This window comes from Polaribacter sp. M10 (assembly GCF_054968445.1).
Genome location: NZ_JBSSBG010000004.1, coordinates 70,236 through 87,987, shown reverse-complemented (window position 1 = coordinate 87,987; position 17,752 = coordinate 70,236). Strand labels below are relative to the sequence as shown.

Annotated in this window: 13 protein-coding genes; 6 read left to right on the top strand and 7 right to left on the bottom strand. The window is 29.4% G+C overall.

All coding sequences use genetic code 11. The features are described 5' to 3' along the window. Positions 1 to 20: 20 nt before the first annotated feature. From ACWYN7_RS06285 to argS, 6 genes are all read right to left on the bottom strand, one after another. A complete protein-coding gene (locus ACWYN7_RS06285) occupies positions 21 to 2,300 on the bottom strand; it encodes a YaiO family outer membrane beta-barrel protein (RefSeq protein ID WP_462859009.1) in 2,280 nt (759 codons plus the stop codon). A gap of 17 nt (positions 2,301 to 2,317) precedes the next feature. Then, positions 2,318 to 2,941: a tetratricopeptide repeat protein gene (locus ACWYN7_RS06280; RefSeq protein WP_462859008.1), complete on the bottom strand. Its 624-nt coding sequence runs from the start codon at positions 2,939 to 2,941 to the stop codon at positions 2,318 to 2,320. 17 nt (positions 2,942 to 2,958) lie between these two features. Then, positions 2,959 to 4,518, bottom strand: coding sequence for a glycosyltransferase family 2 protein (locus ACWYN7_RS06275; RefSeq protein ID WP_462859007.1), 1,560 nt, complete (start codon positions 4,516 to 4,518; stop codon positions 2,959 to 2,961). Beyond that, complete coding sequence (locus ACWYN7_RS06270) at positions 4,519 to 5,532, bottom strand: HEAT repeat domain-containing protein (protein ID WP_462859006.1); 1,014 nt, start codon at positions 5,530 to 5,532, stop codon at positions 4,519 to 4,521. A gap of 225 nt (positions 5,533 to 5,757) precedes the next feature. Continuing rightward, positions 5,758 to 7,146 carry a dihydrolipoyl dehydrogenase gene (gene lpdA, locus ACWYN7_RS06265; RefSeq protein WP_462859005.1) on the bottom strand — a complete coding sequence of 463 codons (1,389 nt, stop codon included), beginning with the start codon at positions 7,144 to 7,146 and terminating at the stop codon, positions 5,758 to 5,760. Between the two features lie 159 nt (positions 7,147 to 7,305). After that, positions 7,306 to 9,081: an arginine--tRNA ligase gene (argS, locus tag ACWYN7_RS06260; protein WP_462859003.1), complete on the bottom strand. Its 1,776-nt coding sequence runs from the start codon at positions 9,079 to 9,081 to the stop codon at positions 7,306 to 7,308. Between the two features lie 76 nt (positions 9,082 to 9,157). Here argS and ACWYN7_RS06255 point away from each other — a divergent pair, with 76 nt between their 5' ends. Both ACWYN7_RS06255 and ACWYN7_RS06250 read left to right on the top strand, forming a co-directional pair. After that, entirely contained in the window at positions 9,158 to 9,682 is a 525-nt protein-coding gene (locus ACWYN7_RS06255; RefSeq protein ID WP_462859002.1) for a YkgJ family cysteine cluster protein, read from the top strand. A 27-nt stretch (positions 9,683 to 9,709) separates the two neighbouring features. Further along, on the top strand, positions 9,710 to 10,759 hold the full coding sequence (locus tag ACWYN7_RS06250; RefSeq protein ID WP_462859001.1) for a pentapeptide repeat-containing protein: 1,050 nt from the start codon (positions 9,710 to 9,712) through the stop codon (positions 10,757 to 10,759). A 3-nt stretch (positions 10,760 to 10,762) separates the two neighbouring features. Here the strand turns inward: ACWYN7_RS06250 and ACWYN7_RS06245 are convergent, their stop codons facing one another. Beyond that, positions 10,763 to 12,001, bottom strand: a complete 1,239-nt coding sequence (locus ACWYN7_RS06245) for an exo-beta-N-acetylmuramidase NamZ family protein (RefSeq protein WP_462859000.1) — start codon at positions 11,999 to 12,001, stop codon at positions 10,763 to 10,765. A gap of 4 nt (positions 12,002 to 12,005) precedes the next feature. Here ACWYN7_RS06245 and ACWYN7_RS06240 point away from each other — a divergent pair, with 4 nt between their 5' ends. From ACWYN7_RS06240 to ACWYN7_RS06225, 4 genes are all read left to right on the top strand, one after another. Continuing rightward, positions 12,006 to 13,241, top strand: a complete 1,236-nt coding sequence (locus ACWYN7_RS06240) for an ABC transporter permease (protein WP_462858998.1) — start codon at positions 12,006 to 12,008, stop codon at positions 13,239 to 13,241. Between the two features lie 320 nt (positions 13,242 to 13,561). Further along, positions 13,562 to 14,932 (top strand): pyridoxal-phosphate dependent enzyme, encoded by a 1,371-nt coding sequence (locus ACWYN7_RS06235; RefSeq protein WP_462858997.1) that lies wholly within the window; start codon positions 13,562 to 13,564, stop codon positions 14,930 to 14,932. Positions 14,933 to 15,430: 498 nt separating this feature from the next. Next, the gene (locus tag ACWYN7_RS06230) at positions 15,431 to 16,714 is read left to right on the top strand and encodes a dipeptidase (RefSeq protein WP_462858996.1); all 1,284 of its coding nucleotides are present in this window, start codon (positions 15,431 to 15,433) and stop codon (positions 16,712 to 16,714) included. A gap of 261 nt (positions 16,715 to 16,975) precedes the next feature. After that, entirely contained in the window at positions 16,976 to 17,752 is a 777-nt protein-coding gene (locus ACWYN7_RS06225) for a hypothetical protein (RefSeq protein WP_462858995.1), read from the top strand.

The window sequence follows — 17,752 nt, the reverse complement described above, 5'->3', positions numbered from 1 at the left end:
GGGGAATTAAGATAGATTCCTTAGAATCTTGTTATTATTGATACAGATAAATTATATTGATTTATAAATGCTAAAGCTGTACTATCTGTTATAGGACTTTTAAAATTAATCCAAGAACCGTTTACTAATAACAACGTTTTTGGAGATATGTTGTAACCATACCCAGCACCAACTAAAACATTAGAAAAATCTAAGAAAGCAGTTTCACCCTCTGCTAATTGATCGTTAAAAGGTGCACTACCAAAGGAGACAATAAAGCTCACATAATCCATCCTAGTATTTATATTTATACGTGTTTGTGTAGCAAAGTTAAAATAGTTGTACAGATCATCCCTCATTAATTGAACCTTAGCATTTAACCATATATCTTCCCAAGTTTTAGATGCACCAAGGTTTAAAGTAATAAAGTTTTTATCAACAATCGTGGTTTCATTAGGTGTAACTGATGTGTTTACTTCTGTAATTGAAAAACGTGTAAATTTTAAACCAGCATTAGCTTCATAACCATTTTTTAAACCCTTATAGGCATTACCATATAAAATAAATTTAGGAAAAAACTTAGAACCAAGCAATACACCAACATCAGCATAAAGTGTAGGAGAAAAAACTCTTGAATAATTTAAACCTCCTTGAACACCAACACCAGATCTTCTAGCTGCATAATTTAAATCTGCACCAAAGGTGTTTTTTTCATCATATCTGTGGCTATATCCTAAACTTGCCAAAGATGTACTAAAAGCTATTGAATCTGATGAAGCTTGTGTGTAAGTGGCTGCTAATTTGTTTTTAAGTTTAGCCGCTTTTAAAACTTCTAAAGCGTTGTTCCAGCTATTTCTTTCAAAAGGATCTTCTATTTCTCTAAAACTTTGGTAATAATAAGCAGAATCATATTGCTCCATTAACTCAAAAACGATTCCTTTTTTGTATTTTAAGAAATTGTCATTTGGATATTCTTCTAATTTTTCATTTACAATTTCTAAAGCCTCATCATTAGGTTTTTTTTCAATATATAAATTTATCATTCTTTGTAAAGCATAACCCTCTGTTGAGTTTAACGAATCAGAAATTCGATAATCTTCTATGGCTTCATCAATTAAACCTTCTTCTTCTTTATTTTTACCTCTAAACCAAAGTACTTCTGCTAAAGAATTTTTTATTTTTCTATCGTATTTATAAACTGTTTTTAAAGAATCTAAAACACTTATAGCATCATCATATTGTTTGTTTTGAGCTAATAAATTAGATAACTTTAGTTTAAAGTTTTTGTTATTTGGATAAAAACTTAAAGCACTTTTACTATAATTTACGCCTTGTTCGTAATCAGGAATTGCAGAGGATGCATTTATGGCAATTTCTAACAATCTTTTGTTATTGTTTTCTCTTGTAAGGCCATCTTCTACAACTGGTAAAACTGCACGATATCTTTGTTCTCTCATTAAATAAGTAGCATAGGCTTCTGTTTGAGAAACGTAAATTCTGGGATATTTATCTTCTAAAGGATATTGTTGTTCTAAACCTCTTGTAATTTCTAGAGCGTCTTCAAACAATTCCATTTCTTGATATAAAGTAGATTTTTTTACCAAATAATCTGGATTATCTGGTTCTAAACCAATCAATTTATCAATTTGATCTGTAGCTTCATCATACTTTTGTAAGGCTAAATAAATTCCGAAAATTTGAAGCTCTGATTCTTTTTGAAAATCTGGTGATGATACTAAGTCTTCAAAAATTGGCAAGGCTTCATCGAATTGTCTGTTTTCTACTAAAGTTTTTGCTCTACCATACATTACTAAATTATAATCGTATGTAATATCAGCATCATTTGGGAATTTTTCGTGTAGTTTTAAAACTTCTTTTTCAAACCTTTCTTTATCTTTAATTGGTCTGTATAATTCTTTTAATTGTACTAAAAGCTTTTTATTATTCGGACTTCTTTTAATCCCTTTTTTAAGGAAATATTCAGCATCAACATCATAACCCTTACCTAATGCATTGTTAATTACATAGGTTTGTGATTCTGAATTACCATTAAGATCTAATAACTTTTTTTGAATTTCATAAGAATCATTATATACATTAAAATTTGCAGATTGCTGCATTAAATAGGGTAAAGTTTCAGAATGTATCGTTGGGAATTTATCTTTATCTACTTTGGTTTTTATGTAAACAATTGCTTCTTCATGCCTGCCTAATTCCTCTAATAAACCTATTTTCTTTTCTATTAACTCTTGGTCATATCTTAATTCTAATAACGCTCTATTTGTATACTGTAAAGCAATTTCAGGATCTCCTTTTAGCAATTCGTTTCTAATAATACCTATTGTTTATTAGATGGATCATTGTCGATTACGGTTTTGTATACTTGATTGGCATCATCATATCTTCGGTTTTCAACAGCACTATTACCATCATTAAGCATTATGTAATTATAGTCGTTCTGTATTTCAGTGTCATCTGGATAGATTTGGTATAATCTTTTTAAAGCTCTTTCAGCTTCTTCTAAATTACCCATTTCTTTATAAATCAAAATTTTTCTTCTCCACCAGCCTCTACTGTAAGGTGTAATTTCTAAAAGTTCATTTACAAAACAAATAGCATCAGAATATCTTTTTGTAGTGTGTTCTATAGTTACTAAAAAACCTAAAACATCGATATCTTTTCTTCTTCTCTCGTATACTTGTTTTAAAACATATCTAGCAGTATCATATCTACCTAATTGTAAATTGGCTTTACCCAATAAGGTTTTTAAATCTAAGTCGTCTGGCGCTAATTGTAGCCCTCTCCAACTCATTTTTGCAGCTCTTGTAAAGTTTTGTTCTGCAATATCTCTTTTAGCTTCTTCAAAATATAAATCGGAAGAATCGTAAACATCTTGAGAATATATATTTAATTGTGATAGAATAACCGCAATTAAAAGTAAAGTTAACTTATTAATTTTCATAATAATTATATGGTAATTTATGTTTTTATAGGCTCAAAATCTGAGTCTGTACTTTTTCCTTTTTTTAATTTTTCAAAAATACTTTGTTTTTTACCTCCAGCATTTCCAGAGTTATCTCCACCATCATTATTATTGCCACTATCAGACTTTTTCTTTTTTTCATCTTCATTGTCAAATCCTTTTCTTGTCATTGTTCCCCAAGCAAGTTCTCTAGATGTAACGTAACTGAAATATCCTTTTAAAGAGAAAAACATAATCATTGGGTGATAAATAAATGGCTCTATAAATGCAGTTAAAAATAGCGTTAGTACCTCTCTTGTGGTATTGTAATACTTAAACGTCATTTGATCCCAAATAATTACAATTGATGAAATCATTATGGCAAAAGTATAAGAATACAATAAGATTAATGGTGCAAAATTCCAGTTTACATATCCATAAAATAATAGAAATATTGAGAATAAAATACCAAAGGCTTCTATAATTGGCGCTAAAAACTCAAAAATAAAAATGTATGGAAATGTTATTAAACCCAATCTTTTATAGTTTGGATTGAATAGAATTTTTCTGTGTTCACTAAACATTTGAAATAATCCACTGGCCCATCTAGTACGCTGTCTACCTAAAATTTGAATATTTGGTGGTCCTTCTGTCCAACAACAAGAAAGAGGGATATATCCAATTTTATAATCAAGTCTGTTGTTCATCATGTGTGCAGCCATCCTTGTCATCATATCCATATCTTCTGCATGAGAATCTGCTCCATAACCACCGGCTTTAATGGCTATATCTTTATCAAACATACCTAATCCGCCAGAAACGTTTGGTACAGAGTTAATTAATTCCCAACCCATTTTTCCTAATAAATACGATCTAATATATTCTAGCTCTTGAAAACGAGGTATTAATGCTTTTGGAGGTCTTACTCTGGTAATAATTCCTTCTTCAATTTCACAGTTATTAGACATTCTTAATGTTGCACCAACAGCAATAACAGTTGTTTTAGAACTTAAGATTGGCTTAATCATTTTTGTTAATGTATTTCTTGCCAAAATACAATCTACGTCTGTATTTAAATAATATGGAAATACGGATGCATTTAATCCTGCGTTAAAGGCATCAGCCTTTGTACCCCCATTTTCTTTATCGATAACTGTTAAGATATCGTATTTAGGATTTTGAGATTTAAATGTTCTTTTGTAAGGTTTGGTTTTAATTTTTTCTACGTAGGCAAAAGGAGCTTCAATTAAATCGAATTCTTCGATAAGTAATTTAAGCGTATCATCTTTACTACCATCATTTACAATAATTACTTCGAAAAGTGGGTAGTTTAATGTAAGTAAAGATTTTACGTTTACAATAATTGTTTTCTCTTCGTTATATGCTGGTGCAATTACGGAAATACCAGGAGCTAAATGTGAGCTTAATAACTCTTCGTCATCAATATCAGTATTATAACTTTTGTATTTATTAATGGCTATAAAAGAGAATATAGCTAATACTATGTAACTTAGAATTAGGGAAGTTGCATAGAAAAATATAAAGTACTCATAAATTTTTACAAAAATTTCAAACATTTACTTGTATTTTATTAAAGGTGTTTCAACGTGTTTTAATATCGTTAAATCAAATCCTTTTAATGTATTTTTTAAGTTTTGAAAAGCAATTTTACCTTCGTAACTATAATTTAAAATTGCTTCTGCAATAATCTTTTTGGTATCTGTATTGTTAGAATCCGAAAAGATTTCTTGCAAAAACTTAAGCGATTTACCTGTGTTAAATTTTCTAATTGTTTTTACGATAGCAACTTGACAAATTTCTGGCTCAGTATAATATCTATCAATTAAATTTTGCTCTGTTTCAGAAATGTTTAATTCTCCTAGCGTGTTAATTGCTTCTGCTCTTACGTATTCGTTATCGTCTTCTAATTTTTCTATTAAAATTTCGTTGATACCTTTTTGTTTAAAAAAGCCTACCATTTTAATTAAGAAAACAACTAGTGAGTCATTTTTAGAGTAGTTGATCCATTTCCCTAACCCCTCTAAGTTTCCTCTTTCTTTTTGTAGTTCGAGGTATTGCATTAATTCAATTTGATCCCATTTACTTAAGTCACGATCAAATTCGTCGAAAAAACGATAAGGGTCGTTGGTGCTCAGTGCTAAATAGGAGTTTCTAGCTTCACTACGAATCAATTTGTTTTTACTGTAGGCGTATCTTAATACTTTTGAATCAAATTTGTTTAAATCTAATACAAATGCTTCTTGAAATGCATCAATTTTTTCGCTGTTAGATCTTGAATCGAATTTTGCCTCTAAGTGCTCTACAATACCTAGAGCACTTATAATTAGAGGATATTTTTCTGATTCTCTGTTGTCGTTTTTAAAATCTACTAAAACGCCAACACCAATATCTAAAGATTCTCGATTAACTTCATCTACAATATCTTCGAATTTTGTAAAGATTTCTTGTTCTGAATAGCTCTTTTCTGTAAATAGAATATCATCAAATAATTTTACAATTTCTGGAACACTATTTTTAAGTGTTTTTTGCAGTCTATTGTGTCTTCTTCTAATTGTATAGATTGTAATCATAAGAGCTAGTGTAGCTATTATAAAAACCATTGTTAAAACAATAGTAATCTGTATAATCAGAGGAAAAGTTTTTATCTTATAGATAAAAGAAAGTAACCACTCAACGAAACCCATTTATATTGTAATATTAATTAATCGTTAAAGCGAGGGATTTAATAAATGTAACTGGTACAAAAATAAGTAAAAATATAGCTTTTAATTATTTATTCTATGAATTAACAAATTTTATAGGTGAATAACTTCATCGTAGGCATCTGCGACAGCTTCCATAACTGCTTCGCTCATTGTTGGGTGTGGATGTATTGTTTTTAGTACTTCATGACCTGTAGTTTCTAACTTACGACCTAAAACTGCTTCAGCAATCATATCTGTAACTCCAGCACCAATCATATGGCAACCTAACCACTCGCCATATTTGGCATCAAAAATTACTTTTACAAAACCATCTGGTGTACCAGCTGCTTTTGCTTTACCAGAAGCTGAGAATGGAAATTTACCAACTTTTAATTCGTAACCAGCTTCTTTTGCTTTGGCTTCAGTTAAACCTACAGATGCAATTTCTGGGGTAGCATAAGTACAACCAGGTACATTACCATAATCGATTGGTTCTGTATGTAAACCCGCTATTTTTTCTACACAAGTTATTCCTTCTGCAGAAGCAACGTGTGCTAAAGCTTGGCCAGGAACAACATCACCAATAGCATAATAACCAGGTATGTTTGTTTGGTAATAATCGTTAACTAAAATTTTATCTCTATCAACAATAATACCTACATCTTCTAAACCAATGTTTTCGATGTTCGATTTAATACCCACAGCAGATAATAAAATATCAGCTTCTAAAGTTTCTTCTCCTTTTTTAGTTTTTACAGTAGCAACAACTCCATCACCAGAAGTGTCTACAGATTCTACAGAAGAATTTGTCATTACTTTAATACCTGCTTTTTTAATAGAGCGTTCGAATTGTTTAGAAATATCGATATCTTCTACAGGCACTATGTTGGGCATATATTCTACAATAGTAACTTCTGTACCCATTGCATTATAAAAATGTGCAAATTCTACTCCAATAGCTCCAGAACCTACAACAATCATAGATTTTGGTTGTTCTGGTAACGTCATGGCTTGTCTATAACCAATAACTTTTTTACCATCTTGTGGTAAGCTTGGTAATTCTCTAGAGCGAGCACCAGTTGCAATTATAATATGATCTGCAGCATATTCTGTAACCGTACCATCTTCTGCAGTAACATCTACTTTTTTACCGTTTTTAATTTTACCAAAACCGTTAATTACATCAATTTTATTTTTTTTCATTAAGAACTGAACACCTTTGCTCATTCCTTCTGCAACACCTCTACTACGTTTAATTACGGCATCAAAATCTTTATCAAAAGCTTCTACTTTTAATCCATATTGATCTACATGTTTTAAATAATCATAAACTTGAGCAGATTTTAATAATGCTTTTGTAGGGATACATCCCCAGTTTAAACAAATACCACCCAAAGATTCTTTTTCTACAATTGCAACTTTAAAGCCTAATTGAGATGCTCTAATTCCTGTTACATAACCTCCAGGGCCACTCCCGATAATAATGATGTCGTATTTCATAAAATGTTATTTATTTTAATTTTTTAAAATTAAATTTAGCGTTAATATAAATTAAAAAATTAGCTCAAATTTAGTTATAATTCCAAATCTGTTCAAATAATTAGTTTATATATTTTAAAAATAATGAATTTAATTTATTTGAAGTATTTTTTTAACAATTTACATTCTATTAGGTACTTTAATTCCTAATAATGAAAATGATTGTTTTATAGTGTCTGCTACTTTTTTTGCCAACTGAACTCTGAATATTTTTTTATCTTGATGCTCTTCTCCAAGGATAGAAACATTTTGATAAAAAGAGTTAAATTCCTTAACCAAATCATACGTATAGTTTGCAATAACTGCTGGTGAATAATTAGCAGCAGCTTGCTGTACAGTTTCAGGAAATAATTCTAATTGTTTTAATAGTTCTTTCTCTTTTTCGTGCAAATCACTAGCAACTGGTTTTGAATAATCAAAGTTTGCTTTTCTAATTATTGATTGAATTCTAGCGTAAGTATATTGTATAAAAGGGCCTGTGTTTCCTTGAAAATCTACAGAAGATTTTGGGTCGAATAAAATTCTTTTTTTAGGGTCTACTTTTAAAATAAAATATTTTAATGCACCTAAACCAATGGTTTTATACAATTCATTTTTTTCATCATCAGAATACCCATCTAATTTACCTAATTCTTCTGAAATATCTTTGGCAGTTGTTGTCATTTCTACCATTAAATCATCTGCATCTACAACTGTTCCTTCTCTAGATTTCATTTTTCCTGATGGTAAATCGACCATTCCATAACTCAAATGATGCAATTGCTTAGCCCAATCAAAACCTAGTTTTTTAAGGATTAAAAACAAAACCTGAAAATGATAATCTTGCTCATTACCAACTGTATAAACCATACCACCTACATCTGTGTAATCTTTTACACGTTGTATGGCAGTACCAATATCTTGAGTCATATAAACAGCAGTTCCATCAGATCTTAAAACGATTTTTTCATCTAAACCATCCTCAGTTAAATCGCACCAAACAGAACCATCTTCTTTTCTGTAAAAAACACCTTTTTCTAAACCTTCTGCAACAACATCTTTACCTAATAAATAAGTGTTGCTTTCGTAGTAAAGATTGTCAAAATCTACGCCTAAGTTTTTGTAAGTAGTATCAAAACCATTGTAAACCCAAGAATTCATAGTTTGCCAAAGTTTTACTACATCTTCATCTCCAGCTTCCCATTTTAAAAGCATTTGTTGTGCTTCTAATAAAAGTGGGGCTTGTTTTTTAGCTTCTTCTTCAGATACACCAGTTGCTATTAAATCAGCAATTTCTTTTTTGTATTCTTGGTCGAATTTTACGTAATAATTACCAACCAATTTATCGCCTTTTAAACCTGTAGATTCTGGAGTTTCTCCTTCTCCGAATTTTTGCCAAGCCAACATCGATTTACAAATGTGTATTCCTCTATCGTTTATAATCTGAGTTTTATATACTTTTTTACCTGCAGCTTTAATAATTTCTGCAACAGAATATCCTAATAAATTATTACGAACGTGACCTAAATGTAAAGGTTTGTTGGTGTTTGGCGATGAATATTCTACCATTACTGCTTTTTCATCCGCCTTTGGCGATACAAAACCATAAGTTGAATTATCGTAAATTGTATTGAAAAAATTTGTGTAATAGCTGTCGTCTATCACCAAATTTAAAAAACCTTTTACCACATTGTAGTTTGTAATTTCAGTTACATTTTCTACAATATATTTACCTAAATCTTCGCCAATCTGAACAGGATTACCCTTTTTGTAACGTAATAAAGGGAAAACAACAACTGTAATATCGCCTTCGAACTCTTTACGAGTTGCTTGGAATTCTACAGTTGGTATTTCTATTTGATATAATGCTAAAAAACCTTCTTTTACTTTGGTTTCTATAGTGTTTTGTATGTTCATTTTGGCTAAAAAATTGAAATGCAAATTTACATAATTTTAGCATATACTTTTATAGAAATAATTGTATTTTTCGAGTATGCAAAAACGTTTAGAACAATTACCAAATTTGGCAGAACAAGCCTTACAAGAAAACAAAAAATATTTTAGAAATTTAAGAAAAAGAACACCTAAAAATTTAGATGTTGTTATGCAAGATTTGCATGATAAAGAATTCGAAAAAACAGATTGTTTAGATTGTGGAAATTGCTGTAAAACAACAAGTCCTATTTTTACAGGTAAAGATATTGAGCGAATTTCTAAACATTTAAAAATGAAAGTTGCCGATTTTATAAGCACGTATTTAGAAAGAGATTCTGATGATTTTATGGTGTTAAAAACAGCACCTTGTTCTTTTTTAGATGGGTCTGATAATACTTGTTTTATTTATGATGTTAGGCCAAAAGCTTGTGCAGAATACCCGCATACAGATAGACGTAAATTTATTCAAATTACAGATTTAACCATTGCAAATACATTTATTTGTCCTGCCACTTATAATATTGTTGAGGCTTTAAAAGAGCGTTTGCCTTACGAATACAATGAGAAAAAGAAAAGGAAATAACCTATAAAATGCTTTAATAAGGTAAAGATGTCTGATAAAATTAAAGAATTAGAAAAAGAGAATTTAATCTTAAAAGAACGTTTGGCTAAACTAGAAAAATCGAAACCATTAAAAAAGAAACGATGGCTATTTTTTGTAAAATTTACAGCTACTTTTATTGCTGGTAAAAAACTGAAAACTAGTATTTACAATTCCATTCAAGAATTTAATGAACAGAAAAGAATTTCTTTACAAACTACGTCAGATTTAATAGCTAGTATTATTAGAAGGTTAACAAGAATTGGAGTAGTGGCGTTGTTATTTGCATTGTTACCTACTACTTTAATGATTTATCAAAATAGTTTATTAAAAAAACAAAACAGAAAAATTCAAGAGCAAACTCATTTGGCAGAAGCTTCTAGAAGATCGGCTCAAATGTTTATTATGGGTGATATTTTAAGTGATATTAATACTGAATTAGAAACCAAAAAAAATAAGAAACTATCAAAAACTTTGGTGAGTAGAATTGTGGGTTTAAGTAGAGCGATGAAACCTTACAGGTATTTGGTAGATGATGTTTTAATAGCACATTCAATAAGCCCAGAAAGAGGTCAGTTGTTAATTACTTTGTGCAAAAGCGATTTAAATCCTGCTTTTTTTGAAGATCAAATTTTACAAGAAAGCGATTTTACTCAGGCAGAACTAAAAGGCGCAAATTTATATAACGTTATTTTAAGAGGAATAAATTTAAAAGATGCAGATTTATCTGATGCAATTTTGGTAAATATAGATGCTAGAAGAGCAATTTTTGAAAGTGCCAATTTAAAAAATGCAGATTTAGGATATGCGAATTTAAATAATGCTGATTTAAAATACAGCAACCTTTCTAACGCTATTTTATTAAAAACAAAGTTAAATAAAGCTAATTTTACAAATGCAATTTTAGATAGTGCAGTGGTTGATAATTTAAATTGGCTAAACTATATTAAAGACGATTTAAAACTAAAAGGTGCAGATGCACTTTATAAGAAATATAAAGTAGATAGTGTGTATTCTAAAGTTTTTGATAAAAAAGTAGCAACTGTTTTGAGAAGGTAGATTTTAATTATAAATTAAATATTTACTTCTAATTTTTTGAAACTTTTGCAATTCATTTTTCCAAGTATTTTGAATTTCTTTGGCAGACAAACCTTGTTCAATTTGTTTTTGTAATTTTTCTGTACCTGCGTGTATTGTAAATGTTTCTCCAAAGAATTTTTCTGTTTTTGGAGTTTTATTGTAAGCGTCAATCAACCATTCTAAATGTATAGCGTTTAATTTTTTTTCATTGCTTAGATCTACGCCATAACAAAGTTTTTCTTTATGCTTTGGATATTTTGCACCAAAATTCGAAATTGGCGTATAACTAAAATCACTCTTTGGGAAAAATGGAGCTCCATATCTTTGAAACTGAAATTCGGTTCCTCTACCAGCATTAATAGTTGTCCCTTCAAAAAAACCTAAACTTGGGTAAAGGTTTATGGATTTATCATTTGGTAAATTAGGTGAAGGTCTAATGGCTAAGCTATATTCAGAAGTGTGTGTATAATTTTTTAAAGGAATCACTTTTAAATCGCACTGAATTCCGTTTTCGAGCCATTTTTCTCCATTTATCATTTGTCCATATTCGCCAATGGTCATTCCGTAAACCACAGGAACAGGATGTTTACCTACAAAACTAGTATGTTTCATTTCTAAAACAGGACCATCAATATAATGTCCATTTGGGTTGGGTCTGTCTAAAATTAATACAGGAATTCCGGCTTCTGAACAAGCTTCCATCACAAAATGTAATGTAGAAATATAGGTGTAAAAACGAACGCCCACATCTTGAATATCAAAAACAACAACATCAATATTTTTTAGTTGTTCTGGCTTTGGTTTTTTGTTTTTTCCATATAAAGAAACAATAGGTAAGCCAGTTTTAGCGTCTTTACCATCTTTAACAATTTCTGCAGCATCCGCTTTTCCTCTAAAACCATGTTCAGGCGCAAATACTTTTTTTAGGTTGATGTTTAAGGCTAACAAGCTATCAACCAAGTGTGTAAAGCTTTGGTTTTTAGATGTTGAATTTTGAATTACCGAGGTTTGATTGCCAACAACAGCAACATTTTTACCTTTTAATAAATCAATATACAAGTTTACTTGTTCAGCACCAGTTTTAATAATTATTGGTTCTTCTTTAGAACTCTGAACTTTAAACTCTGAATTTTGAACTTGATTCGCACAAGAAATCAGCTGAAAATTCATCAACAAAAACAAAAATAAATAGGTACTTTTACGTGGATTAAAAAGAGTCATCAATTTGAATTACGAGTTATTTATTGCAAAACGCATTATTGCTGGCAAAAAGTATAAAAATAGCATTTCATCTCCAATAATAAAAATTGCAATTACTGCAATTGCATTGGGTATGATTATAATGCTAATTGCTGTGGCAACTGGTTTGGGGTTGCAATATAAAATTCGCGATAAAATGGCGGGTTTTAAAGGGCATATTCAAATTGTAAATTACGATAATAACAATTCTGAAGTTTCTACAATACCCGTTAAAAAAGATCAAGAATTTTATCCGGAGTTTAAAAATATTTCCGGCATTAAAAACATTCAAGTTTTTGCGAATAAAGGCGGAATTCTAAGAACTAAAACCAATTTTGAAGGTATTATATTTAAAGGCGTTTCTACAGATTACGATTGGTCTTTTTTTAAAGAATATTTGGTAGCAGGTAAAGTTCCAGATTTTAATCAACCTAGAACTAGAGAGGTTTTATTGTCAGAAACTATTGCAAATCGTTTGCAATTAAATTTGAACGATACCATTTTGGCAACTTTTCTAAAAACAGTAAACAGTAAATTACCCTCTAATAAAAAATATATTGTTTCTGGTATTTACAATTCAGGTTTTGCACAGTTTGATAAAAGTGTAATGATTGGTGATATTAGAGAAGTACAAAAGCTAAACAAATGGACAGAAAATGAAGTAGGTGGTTTTGAAGTTTTAATTGATGATTTTGATGATATTGATCTAATTTACAATCAAATTTATAAAGAAACCATTGCAACTTTAAATGCAAAAACCATTGTAGAAACTTATCAAAATGTATTTGAATGGATAAAATTATTTGATAATAATGTGTGGTTTATCATTGCAATTATGATTGTTATTGCTGGGATAAATATGATTACAGCTTTACTGGTTTTAATTTTAGAACGAGTGCAAATGATCGGAATTTTAAAAGCCTTAGGAAGCAATAATACAAGCATTAGAAAAGTCTTTTTATACAATGCATCTTACCTTATTTTAAAAGGATTATTTTGGGGGAATATTATTGGTTTGTCAATTATTTTTGTGCAGCATTATTTTAAGGTAATTACGTTAAATCCAGAAACATATTATGTAACTACAATGCCAGTTTACATATCATTTACAGCGATTCTTCTCTTAAATATTGGCACGTTGTTGTTGTGTTTTTTAATGTTGATTGTGCCTTCTTACATTATAACTAAAATTCAACCTTCTAAATCTATAAAATTTGCTTAAAGTTTAGTAATCTTAAATTGTTTTAGGGTGATGTTCCAATAATTTCTGTAAAATATTTTAGAATGATGATACCATCAAACTTATCTGAAAAATTTAAGGTTGATAAGTTTTTGGTGCTCAATAATTGGTTTGTGTTCTTTAAATCTATAATATTTATTGCAATTCAAATTATTAATTTCGGAATTAATACGTAAATTGTTTGATTAAAACATATTTAAATTGTGAATATGTCCTTAAAAATAAGGATTAATCAATTTTTATTTTAACACATTTCGTTAAGGCGTAAAAAATAATTTACCTTTGTTATATAAATCAGAAAGATGAACTACGCAAAAAATATATTAGAAACTATTGGAAATACACCACTTGTAAAACTGAATAAACTTACAGAAGAATTACCATGTTTAGTACTTTCTAAATACGAAACTTTTAATCCAGGAAACTCTGTAAAAGATAGAATGGCTTTGCAAATGATTCTAGATGCAGAAGCAGATGGACGTTTAAAACCAGGAGGAACTATTATAGAAGGAACTTCTGGAAATACAGGTATGGGTTTGGCTTTAGCAGCTATTGTTAAAGGGTACAAGTGTATTTTTGTGATGTCTGATAAGCAGTCTAAAGAAAAAATGGATATTTTAAGAGCAGTTGGTGCAGAAGTAGTTGTGTGTCCTACAAATGTAGAGCCTTCAGATCCAAGATCTTATTATTCAGTTTCTAAAAGATTAGGAGAAGAAACTCCAAATTCTTGGTATGTAAATCAATATGACAATCCAAGTAATACAAAAGCACATTTTCAAAGCACAGGGCCAGAAATTTGGGAACAAACAAAAGGTAAAGTAACTCATTTTGTAGTGGGTGTTGGAACTGGAGGTACAATTTCTGGAGTTGGTTCTTATTTAAAAATGAAAGCCAAAGAAGCAGGTACAACTGTTAAAGTTTGGGGTGTAGATACTTATGGATCAGTATTTAAAAAGTATCATGAAACTGGAATTTTCGATGAAAATGAAATCTACCCGTACATTACAGAAGGTATAGGAGAAGATATTTTGCCTAAAAATGTAAACTTTGATATTATTGATGGTTTTACAAAAGTAACTGATAGAGATGCAGCTATTTATACTCAAAAATTAGCCAAAGAAGAAGGGATGTTTTTAGGGAATTCTGCAGGAGCAGCAATTAAAGGTGTATTGCAATTAAAAGAACATTTTACAAAAGACGATGTTGTTGTGGTGTTATTTCACGATCATGGAAGTAGATATGTGGGTAAAATGTTTAATGACGATTGGATGCGTGAACGTGGTTTTTTAGAAGAAAAAATTACGACTGCTGCAGATTTAATTAAAAACCATACGTCAAAATCATTAATTACAGCACAAACAGAAGAATTGATTTCTCATGCTATAGAAAGAATGAAAGAATTTAAAATATCTCAAATACCCGTTAAAGACGCAGCTGGTTTTGTGGGATCTGTAGATGAAACTGATTTATTACATCATTTTATTTCTGATAAAAATATCGCAAATAAACCTATTAAAGAAGTGATGGGTAAACCTTATCCAATTGTAAAAAAATCTGCGAAAATTGATGAAATATCAAAATTGATATCAAACAAAAACGAAGCAGTTTTGGTTGATTTAGAAAATGGAGATTATCAAATCATTACTAAATACGATATTATTAGCGCTATTTAAAATACTTAAAAATCATTAATCGAAGTAGATGCACTTGTTATCGTGATTTTTATGCTTATCATCTAAAATAGAATTTACAGCCTTTATAAGTTTCGTTTCTTTGAGATGGATTTATATAAGTGTTATTAAAAGTTAAGGGGTTTGATAATGCGACTCAAAAAAATCGTTCAATTCTATATTGAACGATTTTTTATTTTTCTTCCTTTCCTCTTATAGTATTTCTAAAATAATTTTCGATACTTTTTTTAAAGATTCTATAAATTTTAAACTGCTAAAACTACACTTTAACGAACATATGTATGCAATTATCGAAAAGAACTTACATTAACTTAAATCTTTTGTTTTTTTACATTGTATTTATATAATACAAACTAATTATAAGTTGGGGAATTTATAATATGTAACTATGTGAAATCGCTTAGAATGTATTCTAAGCGATTTCTTTAGTTTACGCCAAATGCAATTGCTTAGAAGTTTGTATATTTATAAGCAAAAAACATGAAACTTTTAAAATTTCTACCAATTCTTATGCTTGTTTTATCCTGTAAACAAGAAAAAAACGAACCAAATTTATTAAAAAAAGCCAAAGACATTCACAAACGTGTTATGACTTTAGACACGCATGTAGATATTAATGTCTCAAATTTTACAGATTCTATTAATTATACTCAAAAACTTAAAAATCAAGTAAATCTCCCAAATATGGAAAAAGGAGGTTTAGATGTTGCATTTTTTATTGTGTATACTGGTCAAGGAGAATTAAACCAAGAAGGTTATGCAAAAGCATACAAAAATGCAATGAGCAAGTTTAATGCCATTCATAAACTAACTAAAGAAATTGCACCAGACAGAATTGCATTGGCTGTAAACTCTAAAGAGGCAAAAGAGATTTATGCATCTGGTAAAAAAGTTGCCATGATAGGTGTAGAAAATGCATATCCTTTAGGTACAGATATAAAAAGAGTAAAAGAATTTTACGATTTAGGAGCAAGATACATGAGTCTATCTCATAATGGGCACAGTCAACTTTGTGATTCTAATACAGGTGAAACAGATGATGTTTGGTTGCATAATGGAGTTAGCGATTTTGGAAAAGAAGTTATCAAAGAAATGAATAAGTGGGGTATTATGATTGATGTTTCTCATCCTTCTAAAAAATCGATGAAAGATATGATTGAATTATCAAAAGCACCAATTATTGCTTCGCATTCATCAGCAAGAGCTTTATGCAACCACAGTAGAAATTTAGATGATGAACAATTAGAGTGGCTAAAAACAAATGGAGGTGTAGTGCAAGCTGTAGCCTTTAAAAGTTATGTAAACACAGAAAAAAATGATGCCTATGCAGCTGCAATTAAAGAAGTAATTACTAGCTTAGGAAAAGAATTGAATTTTGAAGTAAAATCTTGGGCAGAGGTTAGAAAAATGGAACCTAAAGAAAGACAAGTTTATATAGCAACGTATAGAGAATTGTCTAAAAAAGCAAAATTAGAAGTTGATGTAGAAAAATATCCACCTGTTGATGTAGCAGACTTTGTAGATCATATAGATTATCTCGTAAAAAAAATAGGAATAGATCATGTAGGTATCAGTTCAGATTTTGATGGTGGAGGAGGAGTTGAAGGCTGGAATGACGCTTCAGAAACTTTAAATGTAACTGTAGAATTGGTAAAAAGAGGCTATTCAGAAAGTGAAATAGCACAACTTTGGAATGGTAATTTACTCAGAGTTTTAGATGAAGTTGCAGAAATTGCTCAAAAAATACAATCAGAAAAATTGTAATTCGTAGTTTTATTAGAAATAAAATAAAAGCCATCTCATTAAGAGATGGCTTTTTTAATCAACTAATTCAAATAATTTACACAATGAAAACAATTAACTACTTTGTTCTCACTTTTAATATGGCAAGCATTGTGCCAAAGATGTTTTAAAGAGTTAATAATTGTTAAAAGAATTGTCGGTTTTTGTTAAAGTTTTAAAAAAATGCTTGTTAAAGTTTAGAAACGCTATTATTTTAAAAATTAATTCGTTTACATTTAAAAAATGTTTAAAAAGGATCTGATTTTTATATCGTATATACTTGTATTTCAATTATTTACAAGTAAAGTCTGTGCTCAAATAGATTTAGAATCTAAAGACCATTTTGTTTGGTTTGATGCTGTTGTTGGTCATGGAAATTCTGGAATTTACAACGGAACCATATTTGTTGAGCAATTTAAAACAAAGCCTAATAATCATCGTTTTTATCTTGATAATAGGTATAAGTTGGGTAATCTTATTTACGATAATCAAACGTATTATAACATCTATTTAAAGTATGATGTTTTTGAAGATCAGCTAATTGCCAAACTGCCTTACCAAGATAACTTTTTGTTTTTAAGATTGATAAAAGAAAAAATTGACTTTTTTGAATTGAATATCGATAAAATAGACAGTTCTACAGAAAAACATTCATTTGTTAACAGCAAAACAAAACCTTTAATTGTTAATGAAGATTTTGATGGATTTTATCAAATTTTGTCTAAATCAAAAACAGCTACTTTATTAAAAAAGAATTACAAAGAAACATCGGAGCTAATAGATAATAATTTAGCTTATACACAATTTTCTGAAAGAAGTTATTATGCCTTGTTAAAAGACAAAACTTATTATCCTATAAATTCTAAAAAAGATTTAATTAGAATTTTTCCAAATCAAAAAAAATACATTTCAATTTTTTATAGAAGAAACCGAAAGCTTTTTAAAGTAAATGAAACTGAATTTTATAAAAACCTGCTCAACGACCTCCAATTATCAATAGAAAAAACTGCAATTAAATAA

Excerpts from the sequence above, each read along its gene's own strand:
- ACWYN7_RS06275 (WP_462859007.1), bottom strand. The coding sequence starts at position 4,518 with ATGTTTGAAATTTTTGTAAAAATTTATGAGTACTTTATATTTTTCTAT.
- ACWYN7_RS06225 (WP_462858995.1), top strand. The coding sequence starts at position 16,976 with ATGTTTAAAAAGGATCTGATTTTTATATCGTATATACTTGTATTTCAA.
- ACWYN7_RS06255 (WP_462859002.1), top strand. The coding sequence starts at position 9,158 with ATGCAAAAACGTTTAGAACAATTACCAAATTTGGCAGAACAAGCCTTA.
- ACWYN7_RS06250 (WP_462859001.1), top strand. The coding sequence starts at position 9,710 with ATGTCTGATAAAATTAAAGAATTAGAAAAAGAGAATTTAATCTTAAAA.
- ACWYN7_RS06230 (WP_462858996.1), top strand. The coding sequence starts at position 15,431 with ATGAAACTTTTAAAATTTCTACCAATTCTTATGCTTGTTTTATCCTGT.
- ACWYN7_RS06280 (WP_462859008.1), bottom strand. The coding sequence starts at position 2,941 with ATGAAAATTAATAAGTTAACTTTACTTTTAATTGCGGTTATTCTATCA.
- argS (WP_462859003.1), bottom strand. The coding sequence starts at position 9,081 with ATGAACATACAAAACACTATAGAAACCAAAGTAAAAGAAGGTTTTTTA.
- ACWYN7_RS06245 (WP_462859000.1), bottom strand. The coding sequence starts at position 12,001 with ATGACTCTTTTTAATCCACGTAAAAGTACCTATTTATTTTTGTTTTTG.
- lpdA (WP_462859005.1), bottom strand. The coding sequence starts at position 7,146 with ATGAAATACGACATCATTATTATCGGGAGTGGCCCTGGAGGTTATGTA.
- ACWYN7_RS06270 (WP_462859006.1), bottom strand. The coding sequence starts at position 5,532 with ATGATTACAATCTATACAATTAGAAGAAGACACAATAGACTGCAAAAA.
- ACWYN7_RS06235 (WP_462858997.1), top strand. The coding sequence starts at position 13,562 with ATGAACTACGCAAAAAATATATTAGAAACTATTGGAAATACACCACTT.